Annotated in this window: 18 protein-coding genes and 3 tRNA genes; 9 read left to right on the top strand and 12 right to left on the bottom strand. The window is 69.8% G+C overall.

All coding sequences use genetic code 11. The features are described 5' to 3' along the window. Positions 1-27 precede the first annotated feature (27 nt). Complete coding sequence (locus ABZT02_RS15085) at positions 28-1,068, top strand: helix-turn-helix domain-containing protein (RefSeq protein WP_356017948.1); 1,041 nt, start codon at positions 28-30, stop codon at positions 1,066-1,068. A gap of 342 nt (positions 1,069-1,410) precedes the next feature. Here ABZT02_RS15085 and ABZT02_RS15080 read toward each other — a convergent pair whose 3' ends face one another. Beyond that, a complete protein-coding gene (locus tag ABZT02_RS15080; RefSeq protein ID WP_356017946.1) occupies positions 1,411-1,785 on the bottom strand; it encodes a hypothetical protein in 375 nt (124 codons plus the stop codon). Positions 1,786-1,934: 149 nt separating this feature from the next. Between ABZT02_RS15080 and ABZT02_RS15075 the strand changes: the two genes are divergently transcribed. After that, entirely contained in the window at positions 1,935-2,528 is a 594-nt protein-coding gene (locus tag ABZT02_RS15075) for a TetR family transcriptional regulator (RefSeq protein WP_256915190.1), read from the top strand. Positions 2,529-2,899: 371 nt separating this feature from the next. Here the strand turns inward: ABZT02_RS15075 and ABZT02_RS15070 are convergent, their stop codons facing one another. Continuing rightward, positions 2,900-3,766: an alpha/beta hydrolase gene (locus ABZT02_RS15070; protein ID WP_356017941.1), complete on the bottom strand. Its 867-nt coding sequence runs from the start codon at positions 3,764-3,766 to the stop codon at positions 2,900-2,902. A 343-nt stretch (positions 3,767-4,109) separates the two neighbouring features. After that, on the bottom strand, positions 4,110-4,328 hold the full coding sequence (locus ABZT02_RS15065) for a hypothetical protein (protein WP_356017939.1): 219 nt from the start codon (positions 4,326-4,328) through the stop codon (positions 4,110-4,112). A gap of 489 nt (positions 4,329-4,817) precedes the next feature. Here ABZT02_RS15065 and ABZT02_RS15060 point away from each other — a divergent pair, with 489 nt between their 5' ends. Further along, on the top strand, positions 4,818-5,426 hold the full coding sequence (locus tag ABZT02_RS15060; RefSeq protein WP_356017937.1) for a TetR/AcrR family transcriptional regulator: 609 nt from the start codon (positions 4,818-4,820) through the stop codon (positions 5,424-5,426). Positions 5,427-5,498: 72 nt separating this feature from the next. On the opposite strand, the gene ABZT02_RS15055 is transcribed toward ABZT02_RS15060, so the two are convergent. The 4 genes from ABZT02_RS15055 to ABZT02_RS15040 form a co-directional block, all read right to left on the bottom strand. Next, the gene (locus ABZT02_RS15055) at positions 5,499-5,990 is read right to left on the bottom strand and encodes a TetR/AcrR family transcriptional regulator C-terminal ligand-binding domain-containing protein (protein ID WP_356017935.1); all 492 of its coding nucleotides are present in this window, start codon (positions 5,988-5,990) and stop codon (positions 5,499-5,501) included. Positions 5,991-6,656: 666 nt separating this feature from the next. Continuing rightward, positions 6,657-6,730, bottom strand: a tRNA-Ile gene (locus tag ABZT02_RS15050). A gap of 168 nt (positions 6,731-6,898) precedes the next feature. Next, positions 6,899-6,971, bottom strand: a tRNA-Asn gene (locus ABZT02_RS15045). A gap of 6 nt (positions 6,972-6,977) precedes the next feature. Next, positions 6,978-7,050: transfer RNA gene (locus ABZT02_RS15040), tRNA-Asn, on the bottom strand. 204 nt (positions 7,051-7,254) lie between these two features. Between ABZT02_RS15040 and ABZT02_RS15035 the strand changes: the two genes are divergently transcribed. The 4 genes from ABZT02_RS15035 (at position 7,255) to ABZT02_RS15020 (ending at position 12,929) form a co-directional block, all read left to right on the top strand. Beyond that, on the top strand, positions 7,255-7,560 hold the full coding sequence (locus ABZT02_RS15035; protein WP_356017933.1) for a YtxH domain-containing protein: 306 nt from the start codon (positions 7,255-7,257) through the stop codon (positions 7,558-7,560). 105 nt (positions 7,561-7,665) lie between these two features. Beyond that, a complete protein-coding gene (locus ABZT02_RS15030; protein ID WP_356017930.1) occupies positions 7,666-9,102 on the top strand; it encodes an FGGY family carbohydrate kinase in 1,437 nt (478 codons plus the stop codon). A gap of 165 nt (positions 9,103-9,267) precedes the next feature. Further along, positions 9,268-11,001, top strand: a complete 1,734-nt coding sequence (locus ABZT02_RS15025; protein ID WP_356017928.1) for an ABC transporter ATP-binding protein — start codon at positions 9,268-9,270, stop codon at positions 10,999-11,001. Then, the gene (locus tag ABZT02_RS15020; RefSeq protein ID WP_356017926.1) at positions 11,001-12,929 is read left to right on the top strand and encodes an ABC transporter ATP-binding protein; all 1,929 of its coding nucleotides are present in this window, start codon (positions 11,001-11,003) and stop codon (positions 12,927-12,929) included. Before ABZT02_RS15025 ends, ABZT02_RS15020 begins: the two co-directional genes overlap by 1 nt. A 33-nt stretch (positions 12,930-12,962) precedes the next feature. Here the strand turns inward: ABZT02_RS15020 and ABZT02_RS15015 are convergent, their stop codons facing one another. The 5 genes from ABZT02_RS15015 to ABZT02_RS14995 all read right to left on the bottom strand — a co-directional run bounded on the left by ABZT02_RS15015 (position 12,963) and on the right by ABZT02_RS14995 (position 19,936). Then, positions 12,963-14,252, bottom strand: a complete 1,290-nt coding sequence (locus ABZT02_RS15015) for an RNA polymerase sigma factor (RefSeq protein ID WP_356017924.1) — start codon at positions 14,250-14,252, stop codon at positions 12,963-12,965. Positions 14,253-14,380: 128 nt separating this feature from the next. After that, positions 14,381-16,288, bottom strand: coding sequence for a DNA primase (dnaG, locus tag ABZT02_RS15010; protein ID WP_356017922.1), 1,908 nt, complete (start codon positions 16,286-16,288; stop codon positions 14,381-14,383). Between the two features lie 29 nt (positions 16,289-16,317). Further along, a complete protein-coding gene (locus ABZT02_RS15005) occupies positions 16,318-17,583 on the bottom strand; it encodes an FAD-dependent oxidoreductase (RefSeq protein ID WP_356017920.1) in 1,266 nt (421 codons plus the stop codon). Between the two features lie 155 nt (positions 17,584-17,738). After that, positions 17,739-19,052, bottom strand: coding sequence for a deoxyguanosinetriphosphate triphosphohydrolase (locus tag ABZT02_RS15000; RefSeq protein ID WP_356017917.1), 1,314 nt, complete (start codon positions 19,050-19,052; stop codon positions 17,739-17,741). An 83-nt stretch (positions 19,053-19,135) separates the two neighbouring features. After that, positions 19,136-19,936, bottom strand: a complete 801-nt coding sequence (locus ABZT02_RS14995; RefSeq protein ID WP_356017915.1) for a sirohydrochlorin chelatase — start codon at positions 19,934-19,936, stop codon at positions 19,136-19,138. A gap of 209 nt (positions 19,937-20,145) precedes the next feature. Between ABZT02_RS14995 and ABZT02_RS14990 the strand changes: the two genes are divergently transcribed. Beyond that, positions 20,146-20,832, top strand: coding sequence for an ElyC/SanA/YdcF family protein (locus ABZT02_RS14990; RefSeq protein ID WP_356017912.1), 687 nt, complete (start codon positions 20,146-20,148; stop codon positions 20,830-20,832). A gap of 122 nt (positions 20,833-20,954) precedes the next feature. Next, complete coding sequence (locus ABZT02_RS14985) at positions 20,955-21,362, top strand: SH3 domain-containing protein (RefSeq protein WP_356017910.1); 408 nt, start codon at positions 20,955-20,957, stop codon at positions 21,360-21,362. Positions 21,363-21,443: the final 81 nt, after the last annotated feature.

Below are 21,443 nucleotides of genomic sequence, written 5' to 3'. Positions count from 1 at the left end.
GCCGCCGTCACAGGCCCCTACAATGGCGTGATCGCCAATTTTCGACGGGATCCTGCCGTGATCAAGGTGCACCGCGTCGTTGTCCTCGCCTCACACGGGGTGTACCCGTTCGACCTGGGCATTCCCCACCGCGTCTTCGGCGCCGCGGACGGCCGCTACGAGGTCGTGACCTGCACCATCGACGGTCACCCGGTGCGCACCAACGCGGACTTCTCCATCACCGTCGATCATGGCCCGGAGGCGTTGCGCACCGCCGACACCGTCATCATCGCGCCGTTCCACACCGGCAACCCCCGCCGTCAGACGTCGGTCGACCTGGCGCAAGTCCTCGCGTACGTGGCCCCCGGCACCCGGATCGTGTCGACCTGCACCGGCGCCTTCGTGCTGGCCGCGGCGGGGCTGCTCGACGGGCACCGGGCCACCACGCACTGGCACGCCACGGGCCTCTTCCGGGAGTGGTACCCGCAGGTGGAACTCGACCCGAACGTCCTGTTCGTCGACGAAGGCGACGTGCTGACCTCGGCCGGTGCCGCTGCCGGCATCGATGTCTGCCTGCACCTTGTCCGCAAGGACCACGGCAGCGAGATCGCCAACCGTGTGGCCCGCACCTGCGTCGTCCCCCCGTGGCGCGACGGAGGCCAGGCGCAGTTCATCGAACACCCGGTCCCCGACGCAACGGCGAACGACACGTCCGCCGCCCGGCAGTGGGCGCTGCAGAACCTGCACAAGCCGCTGACCCTGAGCGACCTTGCCGAGCAGTCGAACATGAGCCAGCGCACCTTCGCCCGCCGCTTCAAGGAAGAAGTCGGCTTGAGCCCCGTACGCTGGCTCATCCAGCAACGCGTCGACCGGGCCCGGCAGTTGCTGGAATCCACCGACCTGCCGGTCGACGACATCGCCGGCCAGGTCGGCTTCGCCAGCGGCACCTCGCTGCGCGAACACCTGCACGCCGCTATCGGCGTCACACCACTGGCCTACCGGCGTACCTTCCGAGGCCCACTGGCAACAAGCCGTGCCGCCGCGGCGGATGCCCGGCGGGACGGTCAAGTATGTCGCCCTGGATCGTAAAAAGTATGTACGCCATACCATCGGACAGGTATCGGTCGCGGGTATGACAGCAAACGCACCCGTGAGTCGAGCTGTGTCCTGACACGCTGATCCTCACCCCGGGCCGGCGCCGACATCGCCTTCCAGGCCAAGGACATCGACAACGGCATCGCCGACGTCGCCACCGTGGACTCGATGGCCCTCGCCGACCCCGACCTGGTCGAGCGCATCCGCGCCGGCGCACCCCTGAGCACCCCCGACCCCGCCACCTTCTACGGCGGCGGCGTGGCCGGCTACACCGACTACCCGACCTACCGCCTGACCGGAACGCCTTGCGCGAGGAAGTCGCCTTCCTCGGGCGCTTCAGCGTACGTACGACACAGTCGGCACCGGTGTTCCGGCGATGACCTCGAGGTCGCGCCGCGCGGCTCCGATCCAGTTCGGCCCACTTCCCATGACCAGGGCATCCCCGGCGAATGCATCCTGACCGAAGCCGACCACGCCGGCAGGAGGGCCGTCGTCGGTCGAAGCCGGCGCCATGCGTACCCATGTCGAAGCGGTCTGCCTTCTCACCGCGGCCGCCAAGGCACCACGCCCTCGGGATGCGACCGCACCACGGGCAAGGACGAGCAGGTTCGAGACACAGCCGACGGAGGCGTCGAGGCCGGCGTACGTGATGTGGTCGTCACCCAAGACGATCGCGGTGCGCTCGGGACATCGAGAAGCGGTGTCCGTCATGTCGCCACAACGACCCGTGACTTGCCGTCCGAGGGGCAGCAAAGCGGTCGAACACCAGCATTACCTGTCGACCGTAATATTACATACGGCAGACCATAGATTACGATGGGATACAGGGCAATGGCCGGGCAAAGTGGGGGAGGGACCTTGTGGCGCGCTACACCAAGGAGCACAAGCAGGTCACGCGGCAGCGGATCATCGAGCGGGCCGGCCACCGGTTCAAGCAGGACGGCATCGACGGGTCCGGCATCTCCACGCTGATGTCCGACGCCGGGCTCACCAACGGAGCGTTCTATGCCCACTTCGAGTCCAAGGACGACCTCGTCACCCACGTCATCGCAGAGCAACTGCGCACGCTGGTGAAGCAGTTCGGCGGGCTGCGGCCCGGCCGCGCGGGACTCGAGGATCTCATCCGCGAGTATCTGTCGCCCGGACACCGGGACAACCCCGGCGACGGCTGCCCGAACGCAGCCCTGCTCGACGAGATCGGCCGCTGCGGTGACGGAGCCAAGGCTGCCTACACCGACGGCGCCAGGGCCATCCTGGACGAGTTCGCCGCCCGCCTGGCACCCGAGGATCCGCAGTCCGCCCGCGGCCAGGCGATCGGGCTCTTCACGATGATGGTGGGAACGCTGCAGCTGTCCCGCGCGCTCTCCGACCGGAAGCTCTCCGACGAGGTCCTCGAGCATGGAATCGAGAACGCCCTCGCCTTGGCGCGGTGCCCGTCAACACCGGCTGGGTGACCACCTGACAAGGGCCACGACGCCGGTGCCGTACACCCGCGCTTCCGCCGCCGGCGAGAGCGGGTGACCCCGGGGCAATTGCCATCTCGGAAGCGACACCGACGCGGCGGCCCTCCGCTCGTACCGCCGACGGCGCTGCGCGCATTCGGCACGCCGTGGCGGCAGCGCAGGTCCCGGGCCTGCCGCCCGGACGGCACGTCGACCACACCAGTCTCCGCATCGCCATCCCGCACGACAACCGCCGCGGCGCCGCATGACCGAGAAGCGAACAGGTCAGTGACGTGGAACAAGCGACGAGAGCCGTGACGCCCGGCGGGCGTCACGGCTCTTAAGTCAACCTCCTCGGCCCGAGCGCCGATCACACCGCGGCCCTACGGCCGACCGAAGAACTCGAGAGCCGTCGGTACGAACTGCTCGTGGTACTGGAAGATGCCGCCGTGGCCGCCGTCGGGGTAGATCACCAGCTCGGAGTTCGGCAGCCGCCTGTCCATGTCGTACGAGTTGGGCGTCGGAACCATCCTGTCGTTGTCGCCGTTGGCGACGAGCACGGGGATCTTGATGACGGACAGGTCCTGGGGCTGTGCCAGTCCCCAGCGGTGGATGGCCTTGAGCTGGGAGCGGTACGCGATGAGGGAGATGGCCTTGTCTCGGTCCTTGGTGCGCTCCTTCAGGCGGGCCAGGAACTCCTTGCCGGCCCGGATCCCGTTCGGGGTACGGGTGAAGAAGAGGAACTGCTTGGGGTCCTGCAGGGTGAGCAGCGCCCGGAGGGTGTCGTAGTCGGACAGACGGGTGACGTTCTTGATGCCCTCACCTCCGGCCGGACCGGTGCCGGCGAGGATCAGCCTGCGGATGAGCTGCGGATCGGTCTGGGCGATCACCTGGGCGATCATGCCGCCCATCGAGAAACTGAGGACGTCGACCTGCTCGAAGCCCAGGGCTCGGATGAAGGTGACGGCGTCCCTGGCCATCTCCTCGATGGTCTTGGGCGTCTTGCCGGTGGAGGCGCCCACGCCCCTGTTGTCGAAGGTGATCACCCGGTGCTTGGCGGCGATGCCGTCGACGACCCTCGGGTCCCAGTTGTCCAGGACCGCGGCGAGGTGGGTGATGAAGATGACTGGCATGCCGGTCCGGGGGCCGAGGTCGCGGTAGGCGTAGGTCACTCCGTCGGCGGTGACGGTGCGGGTCTGCGCGTTCTTGTACGACGTCACCACGTCACCTCGTGTTTCGTGTGCGTTCACGGTCGTGCCCTTCAATGTGAGGGTTACCGCCAGTACGCTCCGACTCCTGCCTCCTCGCAGGTGGGCGTCGAGCGGTTCCCATGTGTCTCCCGGCCGCGACTGCAGTCCGGATTCGACGGCCAGAGGAGGGCGTGGGAGAACTCCCTGAATCGGGCCCCTGAGCAACCCGTCGACCATTGAAGTATGACCATACTTTCATCGTGGCGCAAGTGATGAGTGGCATGAGATGCACGGCGGCTGAATCACGAGTTCCGGCGAGCGCCCGGGGCGTGTAGCACAGCGCACCACCAGGGCAGGGGCGGTTCACCTACGTCGGACGTTGATAACGGCGGCGTTCACCGCGTCACCGGCTGGCCGGCGAGCTCGGCGAGCTCCGCCCGCGACCGCCGCAGTCCCGGCCACTACGCGCGCGGAGCTCGTGCCGGCCCACGATGTCCCGTTCGAAGTCGACGAGGAGGGTGCCGCCAGGGCTGCGCCGGGTTCGCTGCAGGCACGGGTGGGAGTTGCGCCGTACCGGTGGCGCGGGGGCGGAGTCGAGGCGGGTGTTGTCGTAGTCGACCATGCGGACTCCGGCTCAGTTCTCGCCCCTGGAATCCGGGGTGCAGCCTGGCCTCGCGTTCACGCCGGGCATCCGTTTCCACGATCAGGCCCCTGTGGCCGTCGACCCGCCCTCATCGCGCTCACTCCTACTCCCGGGCAACACCGGAGTGCTGCCGCCGGACGAAGGGGCAGCCCACAGCGGCAACGTGCCAGCCTCTTTGGTGAGGACATGCACGATCGCCGCCCTCGACCCGCTCGCTGACGACCCACATGACCTGCTGGGCGACCCGGGCGCACAAGGGTTTCCTGCGCCAAGCGGAGCCCGTGATCGGCCACGGAACCGCATGCGGGCCAGCTACGCAGGCAGTCCAACACGGCGGGGCGGAGGGGCGGTACTCCTGCACCGGCTGTGAGGGTGCCGGAACCCGAAGTCATTGAATTACGTTCGCAATACAATACATTGGAGGAGCCGCTGGACGGCGAGTGGCCCGCCCGGCGCGTAGAGGAGTGTGTGGTGCGATACAGGAAAGAGCACAAGCAGGCGACCAGGCAGAGGATCATCGAGACTGCGGGCCGCCGCTTCAAGGAGGACGGCATCGACGGTTCGGGCATCACGGCGCTCATGAAGGACGCCGGGCTGACCAACGGCGCCTTCTACACCCACTTCACGTCCAAGGACGACCTGGTAGCCACCACGATCGCCGACCAGCTGCAGGCCCAGAACGCGATCATCGTCGCGCACGCGGAACCGGGCCGCGCCGGCCTCGAACAGATCGTGCGCTGGTACCTGTCCCCCTGGCACCGCGACAGCCGTGACGTCGGCTGCCCCTCCGCCGCCCTGCTCGACGAGATAGGGCGCTGCACCCACCCGACCAAGCGGGCCTACACCGAGGGCGTACTGGCGGTCGCCGACGGCATCGCCTCCCGCCTGGCGCCCGACGACCCGCTCTCGGTCCGCCCCATGGCACTCAGCTCCTACGCCATGATGGCCGGCACACTCCAGCTCTCCCGGGCCCTCGCCGACCCGCAGCTCGCCGACCAAGTCCTCGACCAGGGCATCCACAACGCCCTCGCCCTCCTGGGCATCGAGCACGAACGGCACACCAGGACGGCGCATTGACCGGCGTACACACGAACACTGCGAAGCGCGCGCCGCACCCTCCGCCTGCCGGTGACGATGCACGAATGGCCGTCAGAGTAAGGGGATGAGGACGCCGTCGACGATCGCCGCGATGTCGTCGCCGCTGACCCGCCGGTCGCGGGCAAGCCCCCAGTGGAGCAGCAGAGCGACGGCGGCGGAGACCGCCATCGAGTGACCTCCTGATGGATCGGCCTGGCGCGGGGGCAGATCGCCGCGCTCCACCGCGTACGCCAGCACGCCCTCGATGGCCTGGTGCAGGGAGTCGACATATCGCTGCCTGATGAGACCGCACAGTTCCGGCTCCTGGCGAGCCGTGTCATGCAGGGCAGTGTGCAGGTCGACGCGGGAACGGTTCTGGCTCCAAAGGCCGCGGGCAATCGTCGCAACGAGTTCCTCGCGGAGTCGGCCCGGACCGATGATGACCTGCCCAAGGTCGTCGGTGAGACCGCCGTGGTCCAGCGCCTCCGCGGCGAGCTCCGCCCGGGACTTCCAGCGCCGGTACACGGTCGCATCGCGGACCGTGATGTGGTCCGGCCGTGCCACGCCCCCGCCCAGAGGGATTCCAGAGGTTGTTGCAACACGTGGTCAGTGTGAGGCGGTCGTGAGGAGTGTATGCAGGCGCTCTGTGAGGCTTCCCAGCCGACCGTCTTGCGTGGTCGGCCGTTGAGTTCGGCGGCGACGGCGTCGAGGGGCTGCGCTCCAGCTCTGCCGCGATCTTCCTCACCGGCGCCAGATGGTGCGCTGACCGCGCATGGCTCAGCCTCGATGAACGCGGTGCGCCAGTCCATGGGACCGTTTCCTCTTCGGGCCGTTCCCCTGGCTTCGGGCCTGTCGGCCAGACGCACCGGCATCCGCGCCGCCTCCAGCGCAGGCCCGGCACTCGACCGTCCGCGCGGTGGACGGCAGCCCATGCCGCCGAACCAGCAAACGGGACAACGAAATCGGCCCGGAAACCCTCTCGGCCTGACCCCGGCCGCGCCCTCCGGGCCCCTGTACGGCCCCTGGGTCTTGGGGACGACCCTCAGACCAGTCGCCCGGACCGAGAGCGGCAACCTCAAACACCTATACCACCGCAGGTCAGAGAGGTTGGATCTCCCCGGAACGCTGCCGGAACCCAAACCCACGGGCAGCGGATTCGGTCCGTTCAGGCAAAGTTGCCGGCCCGGCACCCAAAAAGGAACGTTTCCGCCGGTCAGGAGCCTGCACAAGTGGGGCGGGTGGGACTCGAACCCACGGCCGACGGATTATGAGTCCGCTGCTCTAACCGGCTGAGCTACCGCCCCATAGCGGCGTGTCGCGTACATGCGTGCGCGCCGTCTGCCGCAGCATAGCCGCTCATACGATCTCCTGCTTCGCAGGGGCGACTTCGCATGCCCTTGAGGACTCCGCTGTGACCTGCACGGTTGCGGCGGACATGAAAAAGGACCCCATCGGGGTCCCTCTTCTTCCTGCTCTCCCGACTGGACTCGAACCAGTAACCTGCCGGTTAACAGCCGGCTGCTCTGCCAATTGAGCTACGGAAGATCGAAGCTCCCCCGACTGGACTCGAACCAGTAACCTGCCGGTTAACAGCCGGCTGCTCTGCCAATTGAGCTACGGAGGATCGCCTCGTTGCATCGAACCTAGCTCCCTGGGTATTCGCCAGGGGGCGGACGCTCGCTGCGACACATACATTAGCGCAAGCAGGGGGGTGCTCCGCCAATCGGTTCCCCGGACACCGATCCGGGCACCGATACCGACACCGCTGCCGACACCGATACCGACACCGACGTCGCACCGGATACCTACGCAAGGAAGGGTGGCCGCCATGCGCTACAAGCTCACGTTCGTGGTCGGACTGACTCTGGGTTACGTGCTGGGCACCCGTGCCGGGCGCGAGCGCTACGAGCAGTTGAAGAAATCCGCCCGCCAGGTCGCCCAGAACCCCGCCGTCCGCAATACCGCTGAGACCGCGGCCCAGCAGGGCCGCCAGTTCGCCGGCAAGGCGTACCACGTGGTCAGCGACAAGGTGGGCGACCGGGTGCCCGAGTCCGTGACCCAGCGGGTGCGCTCGCTGAAGGACCGCAACACGAACGGCACCGCGCAGGACGACTGGGGCACGAGCACCACGTGAATCGACGGTGACGCAACCCACTCGCGGGCGCGGGACCGGTGCTGCCGGTCCCGCGCCCGCGAACGCGCGCGCACGCTGCGACGCTACGCCCATAGAATTTGCGCCATGGGGATAGTCGCCGGGTTGGACAGCTCACCCGAATTCACTCGCATCGTCGTCTGCGACGCGGACACGGGTGCCGTGCTCAAACAGGGGTACGCGCCGCACCCGGTCGAAGGCCGCCCGTCCGACGTCGACCCCCAGGCCTGGCTTCTCTCCCTCGGTGAAGCCGCCGGTGGCGGTCTTCTGGAGGGTGTCCAGGCCATCGGCGTGTCGTCGCAGCAGAACGCCGTCGTGCCCCTCGACGCCCAGGGCAACACCGTGCGCCCCGCCATGGTCGGCGGCGACAAGCGCGCGCAGGTCGCGGCGGCAGACCTCGTCGACGCGCTCGGCGGACGCGAGGTGTGGGCCCAGGCGGTGGGGTGTGTGCCGCAGGCCGCGCAGCCCGTCACCAAGCTGCGCTGGCTGAACAAGACCGAACCCGACGCCGCCCTGCGCACCGCCGTTCTCCTCCAGGCGCACGACTGGCTGGTGTGGCAGCTGCTCGGCCGGCCGGTGAGACGGACCACCGACCGCGGTGGCGCCTCCAGCACCGGCTACTGGTCCGCCGCCACCGGCGCCTACCGCTCCGACCTCGTGGAGCTGGCCCTCGGCCACCAGGCGATGCTCCCCGAGGTGATCGGACCCTCGGACGCGGCCGGTACGACCCCGGAGGGGTTGCTGATCTCCGCCGGGACCGGGGAGACCATGGCCGCCGCCTTCGGTCTCGGCATCGGGCTCGGGGACGCCGTCGTCTCGCTGGGCGCGTCGGGGTCCGTGATGGCCGTGCACCCCGAGGCGCTCGTCGACAACACCGGGATGATCACCTCCCTGGCCGACGCGACCGGCATGCACCTGCCCGTCGTCACCACCCTGAACGCCGTACGGACCCTGCGCGGGGCTGCCGAGATGCTCGGCCTCGGTGATCTGGAGAGCCTGTCCGACCTGGCGATGAAGTCGACTCCGGGCGCCCACGGGCTCGTACTGCTGCCCTATCTGGAAGGTGAGCGGACGCCGAACCTGCCGCACACCGCGGGGACGCTGAGCGGGCTCAGGCGGGAGTCGATGAAGCCGGAGCACCTGGCGCGGGCCGCGTTCGAGGGCATGCTGTGCGGGCTCGCCGACGCGCTCGACGTGCTGCGCGGCCGGGGGGTCGAGGTGCGGCGGGTCTTCCTGCTGGGGGCCGCCGCCGAGCTGTCCGCCGTACAGGCCGCGGCGCCCGCGCTGTTCGGTGCGCAGGTCGTCGTGCCGCAGCCGGCGGACTACGCGGCGATCGGTGCCGCCCGGCAGGCGGCCTGGGCGCTAGGGGTGTCGCAGGGCACGCTGGATCCGCGCACCCCGCCGATGTGGCAGGGTCCGGCCGGGCAGGTCCTGGAGCCGGGCGAGGAGCTGGCGGTGGGGCAGGCGGTGCGGCAGCAGTACGTGTCGGTGCGGGAGCAGACGTATCCGGGGGCGTTCCGCTAGACCCCGGAAGGTAAGAGTCCGGTAGGAGTCGGCGCCCACGAGGACCCGTAAGGCCGTACAAGGCACTGCTGTCGGCTTAATCGGTTGAGGTAACACGGGTGGAGTGTCCGACGATAGGGGCCAGGGGCAACCACTCGCCCCGTCGCCGACTCCGAGAGACGTAGCGTGCTCATACGACTTCTGCGGACCTATCTCAGGCCCTACAAGAAACCCATCACCATCCTGGTGCTGCTGCAGTTCCTGCAGACCTGCGCCACCCTCTACCTGCCCACGCTGAACGCGGACATCATCGACGAAGGCGTCGTGAACGGCGACACCGGCTACATCCTCAGCTACGGCGCCCTGATGATCGGCATCTCGCTGGCGCAGGTGGTGTGCAACATCGGGGCCGTGTTCTACGGTGCCCGCACCGCCGCCGCGCTCGGCCGGGACCTGCGCGCGTCGGTCTTCGACCGGGTGCAGTCGTTCTCGGCGCGCGAGGTGGGCCAGTTCGGCGCGCCCACGTTGATCACCCGTACGACCAATGACGTGCAGCAGGTCCAGATGCTGGCCCTGATGACGTTCACCCTGCTGGTGTCGGCGCCCATCATGTGCGTGGGCGGCATCGTGCTGGCGCTCGGTTTGGACGTGCCGCTGTCCGCGGTGCTGGTGGCCGTGGTGCCGACGCTGGGCATCTGCGTGACGTTGATCGTACGGCGGCTGCGGCCGCTGTTCCGGTCCATGCAGGTCCGTCTCGACACGGTGAACCGGGTGCTGCGCGAGCAGATCACCGGCAACCGGGTCATCCGGGCGTTCGTGCGGGACCAGTACGAGGAGGACCGCTTCCGGAAGGCGAACACCGACCTGACGGAGATGTCCCTCAAGACCGGCAACCTGCTCGCGCTGATGTTCCCGGTCGTGATGACGACGGTGAACCTGTCGTCGATCGCCGTGGTGTGGTTCGGCGCCCATCGCATCGACAGCGGCGGGATGCAGATCGGTGATCTGACCGCGTTCCTCGCCTATCTGATGCAGATCGTCATGTCCGTGATGATGGCCACCTTCATGTTCATGATGGTGCCGCGCGCGGAGGTGTGCGCCGAGCGCATCCAGGAAGTCCTCGACACCTCCTCCAGCGTGGTGCCTCCCGCGGCCCCCGTCCGCGAGCTGCGGCGGCACGGGCATCTGGAGATCCGGGGCGCCGGCTTCCGCTATCCGGGCGCCGAGGAGCCGGTGCTCAAGGCGATCGACCTGGTGGCCCGGCCCGGCGAGGTGACCGCCGTGATCGGCTCGACCGGCAGCGGCAAGTCCACGCTGCTCGGGCTCGTCCCCCGGCTGTTCGACGCGACCGACGGCGAGGTGCTCGTCGACGGCACCGAGGTGTCGACGATCGATCCGAAGCTGCTGGCCAAGACCGTCGGGCTCGTGCCGCAGAAGCCGTATCTCTTCGCGGGCACGGTCGCCACGAACCTTCGCTACGGCAATCCGGACGCCACGGACGAGGAGCTGTGGCACGCGCTGGAGGTGGCGCAGGCCAAGGACTTCGTCTCCCACCTGGAGAACGGGCTGGACTCCCCCATCGCGCAGGGCGGCACCAACGTCTCCGGCGGTCAGCGGCAGCGGCTCGCCATCGCGCGCACGCTCGTGCAGCGGCCGGAGATCTACCTCTTCGACGACTCCTTCTCCGCCCTCGACTACGCGACCGACGCGGCCCTTCGCGCGGCGCTCGCCGAGGAGACCTCGGAGGCGACCGTCGTGATCGTCGCCCAGCGGGTGGCCACCATCCGCGACGCCGACCGGATCGTCGTCCTCGACGAGGGCCGCGTCGTCGGCACCGGCACCCACCGCGAACTGATGGCGGACAACGAGACCTACCGGGAGATCGTGCTCTCCCAGCTCACGGAAGCGGAGGCTGCCTGATGGCCGGGCCCATGGGGCGCATGATGGCGGGCGGCGGTCCCGAGAACCGGTCGATCGACTTCAAGGTGTCCGGCAGGCGGCTGCTCGCCCAGTTCAAGCCGGAACGGTTCACCCTCTACGCGATGCTGTGCTGCGTCGTACTGAGCGTCGGCCTCAACGTGGTCGGGCCGAAGATTCTCGGCGAGGCCACCGACCTGGTCTTCGCGGGCATCATCGGACGGCAGATGCCCGCCGGTGCCAGCAAGGAGGAGGTCCTCGCGGGGATGCGGGAGCGCGGCGAGGGTCAGGTCGCCGACATGCTCCGCAGCACCGACTTCACACCCGGCGAGGGCATCGACTTCACCGCCGTGGGACATGTCCTGCTGTACGCGGTGGGGGTGTTCCTCGTCGCGGGGCTGCTGATGGCGGTGGCGACGCGGCTGGTCAACCGGACCGTCAACCGCACGATGTTCCGCATGCGCGAGAACGTGCAGACGAAGATGTCGCGGCTGCCGCTGTCGTACTTCGACAAGCGCCAGCGCGGCGAGGTCCTGTCCCGCGCGACGAACGACATCGACAACATCGGCCAGACCCTCCAGCAGTCGATGGGCCAGCTGATCAACTCGCTGCTCACCATCATCGGGGTGCTCGCGATGATGTTCTGGGTGTCCTGGCTGCTGGCCCTGGTCGCGCTGGTCACCGTGCCGCTGTCGTTCGTCGTCGCCACGCGCGTGGGCAAGCGCTCGCAGCCGCACTTCGTGCAGCAGTGGCGCACCACCGGCAAGCTCAACGCCCACATCGAGGAGATGTACACCGGGCACAACCTGGTGAAGGTGTTCGGCCGCCAGGACGAGTCGGCCGCGCAGTTCGCCGAGCAGAACGAGGCGCTGTACGAGGCCGGGTTCAAGGCGCAGTTCAACAGCGGGGTCATGCAGCCGCTGATGATGTTCGTCTCGAACATCAACTACGTGCTGGTGGCGGTCGTCGGCGGCCTGCGGGTCGCCTCCGGTTCCCTCTCCATCGGTGACGTGCAGGCCTTCATCCAGTACTCCCGGCAGTTCTCGATGCCGCTGACGCAGGTCGCGTCGATGGCGAACCTCGTGCAGTCGGGTGTCGCCTCGGCCGAGCGGATCTTCGAACTCCTGGACGCGGAGGAGCAGGAGGCGGACCCGGTACCGAGCGTGAAGCCGGAGGAACTGCGCGGGCGGGTCTCCCTGGAGCACGTCTCCTTCCGCTACGACCCCGAGAAGCCGCTCATCGACGACCTCTCGCTGAAGGTCGAACCCGGACACACGGTCGCGATCGTCGGGCCCACGGGAGCCGGAAAGACCACCCTGGTCAACCTGCTCATGCGGTTCTACGACGTCTCGGGCGGCCGGATCACCCTCGACGGCGTGGACATCGCCACGATGTCCCGGGACGACCTGCGCGCCGGGATCGGCATGGTGCTCCAGGACACCTGGCTGTTCGGCGGCACGATCGCGGAGAACATCGCGTACGGCGCCGCGCGGGACGTCACCCGGGGCGAGATCGAGGAGGCGGCGCGGGCGGCTCACGCGGACCGGTTCATCCGGACCCTGCCCGAGGGCTACGACACCGTGATCGACGACGAGGGCAGCGGGGTGAGCGCGGGCGAGAAGCAGCTCATCACGATCGCCCGGGCGTTCCTGTCGGACCCGGTGATCCTGGTCCTGGACGAGGCGACGTCCTCGGTGGACACCCGCACCGAGGTCCTGATCCAGAAGGCGATGGCCAAACTGGCGCACGGCCGCACGTCGTTCGTCATCGCGCACCGCCTCTCGACGATCCGGGACGCGGACACGATCCTCGTCATGGAGGACGGCTCGATCGTCGAACAGGGCACGCACACGGACCTGTTGCAGGCCGACGGGGCGTACGCGCGCCTGTACAAGGCACAGTTCGCGCAGGCGGTGGCCGAGGTCGACTAGCAGGAAGGGGCCGTCGGGAGACGGCCCCTTCCCTCAGTCCAGATAGCCCCGAAGCTGATCCGCGAAGGCGTGATCCCGCAGCTTGTTGAGCGTCTTGGACTCGATCTGGCGAATCCGCTCCCGCGTCACGCCGAAGATGCGGCCGATCTCCTCCAGCGTGCGGGGCCGGCCGTCGGCCAGCCCGTACCGCAGCTGCACGACCTTGCGCTCCCGCTCGCCCAACGTCGACAGCACCGCCTCCAGGTGCTCCCTGAGCAGCAGGAACGCCGCCGACTCCACAGGACTCGCCGCGTCGCCGTCCTCGATGAGGTCGCCGAGGGCCACATCGTCCTCCTCGCCCACGGGGGCGTGCAGGGACACCGGTTCCTGGGCCAGGCGCAGGACCTCGCTGACGCGTTCCGGGGCGAGGTCGAGGTGGGCCGCGACCTCTTCCGGGGTCGGTTCGTAGCCGCGTTCCTGGAGCATGCGGCGCTGGACGCGGACGACCCGGTTGATCAGCTCGACGACGTGGACCGGGACGCGGATCGTCCGGGCCTGGTCGGCGAGGGCCCGAGACATGGCCTGGCGGATCCACCAGGTGGCGTAGGTGGAGAACTTGTAGCCGCGGGCGTAGTCGAACTTCTCGACCGCCCGGATCAGGCCCAGGTTGCCTTCCTGCACCAGGTCGAGCATGGTCAGGCCGCGGCCGACGTACCGTTTCGCGACGGACACCACGAGCCGCAGGTTCGCCTCGATGAGGCGGCGCTTGGCCATCCGGCCCAGGACGACCAGACGGTCCAGGTCGAGCGCCAACTGGCTGTCCAGATCAGGGGTGCTGCTCAGCTTCTCCTCGGCGAACAGGCCGGCCTCGACCCGGCGGGCGAGTTCGACCTCCTCGGCCGCGGTGAGCAGCGGGATGCGGCCGATCTCCCGCAGGTACTGGCGGAACAGGTCCGAGGACGGGCCGCCGGTGTCGACGCGGCCGCGGGGCGGCTCGGGCGGTTCGACCGGCTCGGTCTCCACGTTCTCGAGGGCTCCCGCGGGCGGGGCGTCCTGCTCCGCCTCGGGGTGATGCGCGACACGGCCCTGCGGGGGCACCGCGACGAGAACGTCGGGCTCGGCGTCCTGCTCTGTCGTGTCGTCCGTACTGTTCTCGGTCTGTGCGAGGGTCTGGGTCTGCACGGGGGCGACCTCCAGGATGATCGCTGCCGAGGAGGGCGGCAGCGGTACTTCGGGGGCGGAGTCGGCGGCCTCGCCGCTGTCCGTCCCGTACGCGATGAGCGGAACCGCGGGGGTCTGGGACCCGCTGGGGACGGATCGGCCGCGCTCCGAGGACTCAGGCACCGGAACCCAGTGTGGAGTACGACACATCGCCGCCACGAGGGGCGTGCGGTGACTTTTTGAGTCCGGTCCGTGACCGGGCGGTTACCGGGCGGTTCACGGGGTCCCCCGCCCTACGGCGATCGGGCCGCTCAGAGCGCGGCGGCGCCCTGCTCCCGCAGTGCCTGGCCGTACTGCTGAAGGACCCACAACTCGTTCTGCACGGCGGCCAGATGGGCCGGGTCGCTGCCGGAGCCGAGGCGGATCAGGGTGCCCTGGACCTCCTGGATGCGGCGGTCGACGGCACGGCGGCGGACGGTGACGAGCTGATCGCCCGCGTAGTTCTCGTCGACCGTCTTGCGCATGATCGCCTCGACGGCCAGCTCCGTGACCATCGCGCGGACCGCGTCGTCGGGGGCGGCCTCGCGGACGCGGACGAGGTAGTCCTGGGAGTCCTGGACGCCGTACTCGACGCCGCCCGCGTCCATGATGGCCTGGCGGACGGCGGCGTACGGCGGGGCGGTGAACTCGTCGAGGCCGTACGCGTCGAAGGCCGGGGAGACCAGCTCGGGGCGCTGGAGGGCGAGCTTGAGCAGCTCGCGCTCGGTGGCGTAGACGGGGTTGCGCAGGGTGAGTGCGGGGCCGGAGACGGCGGGGCGGTGGGCTCCGTCGTACGACGGCTGCTGCGGGCCCCGTCCGGAGGGGGCCGGGCCCTTGCCGCCCCGGTCGCGGGCCCAACGGGCCAGCTGGGCCACCCGCTTGACCACGAACTGGGTGTCGAGGATGCCGAGCATGCCGGCGAGCTGGACGGCGACCTCGTGCTGGGCGCCGCTGTTCTTGATGCGGGCGACGATCGGGGCGGCCTCGTCGAGGGCTGCGGCGCGGCCGGCGGGGGTGTCGAGGTCGTAGCGGACGACGATCTGGCGCAGCGCGAACTCGAAGAGCGGGGTGCGGGGTTCGACCAGGTCGGCTACCGCGTCGTCGCCCTTGGCGAGGCGCAGGTCGCAGGGGTCCATGCCGTCGGGGGCGATGGCGATGTAGGTCTCGGCGGCGAACTTCTGGTCGTCCTCGAAGGCGCGCAGGGCCGCCTTCTGGCCGGCCGCGTCGCCGTCGAAGGTGAAGATCACGCGAGCCGAGCCGTTGTCCATGAGGAGGCGGCGGAGGATCTTGATGTGGTCGCTGCCGAAGGCCGTGCCGCAGGTCGCGATGGCCGTCGTGACGCCGGCGAGGTGGCAGGCCATGACGTCGGTGTAGCCCTCGACGACGACCGCGCGGGACGCCTTGGCGATGTCCTTCTTGGCGAGGTCGATGCCGTAGAGGACCTGGGACTTGCGGTAGATCGCCGTGTCGGGCGTGTTGAGGTACTTGGGGCCGTTGTCCGCCTCGTAGAGCTTGCGCGCGCCGAAGCCGACGACGTCTCCGCCGATGTCGCGGATGGGCCACATCAGGCGGCCGCGGAAGCGGTCGATGGGGCCGCGGCGGCCCTCCTGGGCGAGGCCGGAGAGCAGGATCTCCTTGTCGCTGAAGCCCTTGCCGCGCAGGAAGCGGGTGAGGTGGTCCCAGCCCTGGGGGCTGTAGCCGACGGAGAAGTGCGCGGCGGCGGCCTGGTCGAAGCCGCGCTCGGCGAGGAACTGGCGGCCGGCGTCGGCCTCCGGGCCGGTGGCCAGCTGCTCCATGTACCAGTCGGCGGCGATCTTGTGGGCCTCGACCAGGCGGATGCGCTCGCCGCGCTGGTGGGAGGGGTTGTAGCCGCCCTCCTCGTAACGCAGGGTGATGCCGGCCTGGGCGGCGAGGCGCTCGACCGACTCCGAGAAGGTGAGGTGGTCGACCTTCATCACGAACGTGATGGTGTCGCCGCCCTCCTGGCAGCCGAAGCAGTGGAAGAGGCCCTTGCTCGGACTGACCTGGAAGGACGGCGACTTCTCGTCGTGGAAGGGACACAGGCCCTTGAGGTTGCCACCGCCCGCGTTGCGCAGCTGGAGGTACTCGGACACCACGGCGTCGATCGGGACCGCGTCCCGTACCGCCTTCACGTCCTCGTCGTTGATCCGTCCTGCCACGCGTGAAGTCTACGGGGAGGTACTGACACCTACGGGACGAGGTTTACGAGGGGAACGTGCGGGTCCGCCAGCGCCTCGGTGTCCACCTGAGCCCTGGATCGGATCAGTGCCTGGATCGGCTCTGTGACGTCCCACACGTTGACGTTCATCCCGGCCAGCACACGGCCCTGCTTCACCCAGAAGGCGATGAACTCCCGCTTCCCGGCGTCTCCCCGGATCACCACTTCGTCGTACGAGCCGGGGGGCGCCCAGCCGCTGTACTCCATCCCCAGGTCGTACTGGTCGGAGAAGAAGTAGGGCACCCGGTCGTACGTCACCTGGCGGCCCAGCATCGCTCGCGCCGCAGCGGGGCCGCCGTTGAGCGCGTTGGCCCAGTGCTCGACCCGCAGCCGGTTGCCGAAGAGGGCGTGGTGGAAGGAGGCCACGTCGCCCGCCGCGTAGATGTCCGGGTCGGAGGTGCGCAGTTGTTCGTCCACGGCGACACCGCCGCCGTGCGCCCGGTCCGCCAGTTCGAGCCCGGCCGCCTCCGCGAGGGCGACGCGGGGGGCCGCGCCGACCGCGGCGAGGACGTCGTGCGCGGGATGCTCCTCGCCGTCGTCGGTACGGGCCGCGAGGACCATGCCGTCCTGCCCGACGATCTCCGTCAGTCTGGCCCCGAAGTGGAAGCGCACACCGCGCTCGCGGTGCAGCTCGGCGAAGAGGTTGCCGAGTTCCGGGCCGAGGGCGCCGTGCAGCGGGGTCGGATTGTGCTCGACGACGGTGACCTCGGCGCCGTACTCCCGGGCCGCCGCCGCGACCTCCAGGCCGATCCAGCCGGCGCCGGCGATCACGAGGTGGCCGTTGTCCCTGCCCAGGGTGGCCAGGACGCCCTTGAGGCGCTCGGCGTGGGCGAGGCGGCGCAAGTGGTGGACGCCCGCCAGGTCGGTCCCCGGGATGTCCAGCCGGCGCGGCTCCGCGCCCGTCGCCAGCAGCAGCTTGTCGTAGCGGACGGCGGTGCCGTCCTCGCCGAAGCGGACCGTCTTCGCCGTACGGTCGATGGCGTCCACGGTCTCGCCGAGGTGCAGCTCGATGTCGTTGCGCGCGTACCAGGCGGGCTCGTGCACGAAGACGCTGTCGCGCTCCTCCTTGCCGAGGAGGTAGCCCTTGGAGAGCGGCGGGCGCTCGTAGGGGTGGTCGCGTTCGTCGCAGATCAGTATCACGCGGCCGGTGAAGCCCTCCGTACGGAGCGTCTCGGCCGCCTTCGCGCCGGCGAGACCTCCGCCCACGATGACAAAAGTCTGATCCGCGTCGACCACTTGGTTCCTCCTCGTAAGGGTGCCGCCACATGGGAGCGTCCCGCACGGAGCGTGATGGGGGAAGAGGGAGTGGCCCGATCAGGCCACGGAGGGTCACATTCGGGCACGCTTCATGTCACTCCGGTCCTCTCCGCATCACTTCTGCCCCGCAAGCATCACAGGTGGCCGGTGAGACGGGCGTGAAGCGAACGGGCGGACGCGTCCGTCAGGGAGCCGATCTGGTCGACGATCACCCGCTTGCGCGCGCGGTCGTCGGCCGCCCGGTCGAACAGCGCGCGGAACTGGGGGTCGAGGCCGTCCGGGGCGCGGACGGTGAGCGCCTCGGCGAGTTCGGCGACCACGATCCGCTGGTCGGCCCGCAGCCGCTCCTGCTCGGCGCGCTGCATGACGTACAGGTCGGCGACGGCCTTGAGGACCGCGCACTCCAGGCGGGTCTCGTGCGGTACGACGAGTTCGGCGCCGTATCTCGTGAGTCCCCCGGTGCCTCCCCCAGTGCCTGAACGTTCTGGGCGGTGCCCCCATCGCTCGCGTGTGGCGGCCTCGGCGGACAGGCAGAAGCGGCCGATGAGCTGGCTGGTGGCGTCCTTGAGGCGGGCCTGCGCCACGGCCGAGCCGTCGTAGCCGTGCGGCCACCACTCCTGGTCCTGGAGGCGGTCGAGGGCCGCGGCGAGTTCCGCCGGGTCGGTGTCCTCGGGGACGTACCTCCCGAGAGCCACCTCGAAGACGGCCCGGCGTTCCGGTTCGGCGTGCAGGCAGTTGGGGTCGATGTGGCCCGCGTGCAGGCCGTCCTCGACGTCGTGGACGGAGTAGGCCACGTCGTCGGCCCAGTCCATGACCTGGGCCTCGAAGGTGGTGCGGGTGCCGGGGGCGTCCTTGCGGATCCAGTCGAAGACGGGGCGGTCGTCCTCGTAGACGCCGAACTTCTGGGAACCGGGGTCGGTGGGGTGCGCTCCGCGGGGCCAGGGGTACTTGGTGGCGGCGTCCAGGGTGGCCCTGGTGAGGTTGAGGCCGACCGAGCCCTCGTCGGTGAACCGCTTGGGTTCGATGCGGGTGAGGAGCCTCAGGGACTGGGCGTTGCCCTCGAAGCCGCCGCAGTCCTCCGCGAATTCGTTCAGGGCCTGTTCGCCGTTGTGGCCGAACGGGGGGTGCCCCAGGTCGTGGGCCAGACAGGCGGCTTCCACGAGGTCGGGGTCGCAGCCGAGGGCCGCGCCGAGTTCCCGGCCCACCTGGGCGCATTCCAGGGAGTGGGTGAGCCGGGTGCGGGGGCTCGCGTCCCACATCTGGATCGGCCCCCCGCTCGAACGGGAGTGGGGGAGCGTTCCCGGTGTGACGACCTGCGTTTTGCCGGCGAGCCTTCTGAGCGCGGCGGAGTGGAGGATGCGGGCGCGGTCGCGTTGGAAGGCGGTGCGGCCGGGGCGCTTGTCCGGTTCCGGGGCCCAGCGTTCGGTTGACTGCAGGTCGTACGGCATGTCTCGACAGTACGGGCAGGGGCTGACAATTCGCCTGAGTGTCCGCCGAGTGCTGTCATACGGGTGCTGTCATCAGGGTGCTGTCATCCGGCGAGCGCGGCCAGTTGGTGCCCGGCCGCGCCGCTCCGGTCGGCGACCTGGTCGTAGCGGTGCAGGATCAGGTCCGCCATCGCGGGGTGCGTGCCCAGGGGGGCCGAGGCGATCCATGGGGCCTTCTGCGCGCACTGGGTCGCGAACAGGCCCGGGGCGGTGAAGTAGGACGCCACCGCCACCCTGTCGCGACCACGCGCCGCCAACGCGCGGATCGCCGTGTCCACCGTCGGGGTCGCGGCGGAGGCGTACGCCGGGACCACCGGGACGCCCAGGCGGGCCGCGAGGAGCTTCGCCGTGCGGCGGGTGTCCAGGGCGGACTCCGGGTCGCGGGAGCCTGCCGCGGCGAGGACCACGGCGCTCGTACGGCGGGTCTCCTCGTCCGTCTCCGTGCGCCAGCCCGCCTCCACCAGCCGGGCGTACAGGGTCTCCACGAGAAGGGGGTGCGGCCCGAGCGGGGCCGCCACGCGGGTGCGTGCCGGGGAGGCCGCCGCCATCTCGGGGATGTCGCGCTTCACGTGGTAGCCGCGGGAGAGGAGGAGCGGGACCAGGACCGCCTCCGCCGTGCCCAGGGACGCCAGCGTGTCCGGCAGCAGGGGCTCGTTGAGCTCGATGTGGCCCAGGCGGACCGGCAGGTCGGGGCGCTGTTCGCGGACCTGGTCCAGGAGCCTGTGGACCGTGTTCAGGGTGCGCGGGTCGCGGCTGCCGTGGGCCACGACGACGAGCGCGGGCGGTTCGGGGTGCCGCCTGCCGTCGAGCGGTACGAGGCCGGGGTGGCTGCTGATCCGGTTCATAGCACCGATGGTGGCGGCCTGAAGTTGCCTCCCCGTTTCACCGCAATGACGTGTGCTTTCCGGCGGTTCACCGTGCCGGGCCCTGGGGTGTGAGGAGGCGTGACCTGCGTCTTCGCGCGGGGACGTGAGTCTGGTCACGCGTCGGCGGACGAACCGATCGGCCTGACGGCACGTCTCTGTCTGTCGAACGACCGGGGAGGGACCGTCCGATGCGACTGCCGAGGGTACGCAGACCGCGCCTGCCACGCACGCGTGCCGGGCGGCGCAGGTTCGTGCAGGCGGTGATGGCGGGGTGTGTGCTGGCGCTGCTGCCGTCGACCTGGATGTACGTGGTGACGGGCGACCGGCTGCGGACGACGGCCGACGTGCCGCGCACCCAGGTCGCCGTCGTCTTCGGGGCCGGGCTGTGGGACGGCGAGCCGTCGCCGTATCTCGCCCACCGGCTCGACGCGGCGGCGAAGCTGTACCGGGAGAACCGGATCGAGGTCGTCCTCGTCACCGGCGACAACAGCCGCAAGGACTACGACGAGCCGGACGCCATGCGCGCGTACCTGACCCGGCACGGCGTCCCCGGCACGCGGATCGTGAGCGACTACGCCGGCTTCGACACCTGGGACTCCTGCGTGCGCGCCAGGAAGATCTTCGGCGTGGACAGGGCGGTGCTGATCAGCCAGGGCTTCCACATCCGGCGCGCGGTCGCCCTCTGTCAGGCGGCGGGAGTCACGTCGTACGGCGTCGGCGTCGACGCCAGGCACGACGCCACCTGGTACTACGGCGGCACCCGGGAGATCTTCGCGGCGGCGAAGGCGGCCCTGGACGTGGTGCTCCGGCCCGACCCGCGGTTCCTGGGGCCGAAGGAGACCGGCGTGACGGCCGCGCTGGCCTCGGCCCGCTGAGCAAGCGGGTGCTCGGCGTCCGCACGGGGTGATGTGGTGAACGGTGCATGACACCCTCCCGCAGCCGGGTGACGGCCGCGCATGATGAGGCACGAGAGTCCGACCGCTACCGAGGGGGAAGCATGCTCTCGTCCGTCAAGCACGCCCTGACCAGGCGTCGCAGGGCCGCCACTGTCGTCGCCACCGCGCTGCTCGCCGCGGGTGCCGGGCTGACGTTCGCGCCGTCCGCGAGCGCCGACGTGTTCCGGTGTCCGGCGGGTTACGGCAGCGACAGCCAGTCGCTGTGCGCCCATGTCATCAAGATCGACGCCGGCAGCACCCTGACCGTCCGCTCCGGCCCCGGCAGCGGCTACTCCAACGTCGGCAGCCTGCCCAACGGGACGATCGTCGAGGTGGAGTGCTGGACCTACGGCTCCGCGGTCCGCGGCTACACGATCTGGACCCGGCTCTACAGCGGCGGCGGCCCCCGGTACGTCAGCGACTACTACCTCGACACCGGCCACGTGCAGAACTTCCTGCCCCAGTGCTGAGGTGAGTGCGGGGGCGCGGCGCGTTTCTCACCGCTGCGGGGCGTCACGGGGGAGGTCGCCGTCTTGGGCGCGTAACACGGA

This window comes from Streptomyces sp. NPDC005402 (assembly GCF_040606575.1).
Classification (GTDB): Bacteria; Actinomycetota; Actinomycetes; order Streptomycetales; family Streptomycetaceae; genus Streptomyces.
Note: the sequence above shows the minus strand (reverse complement) of the source record. Positions and strands in the feature narration are given on the sequence as shown.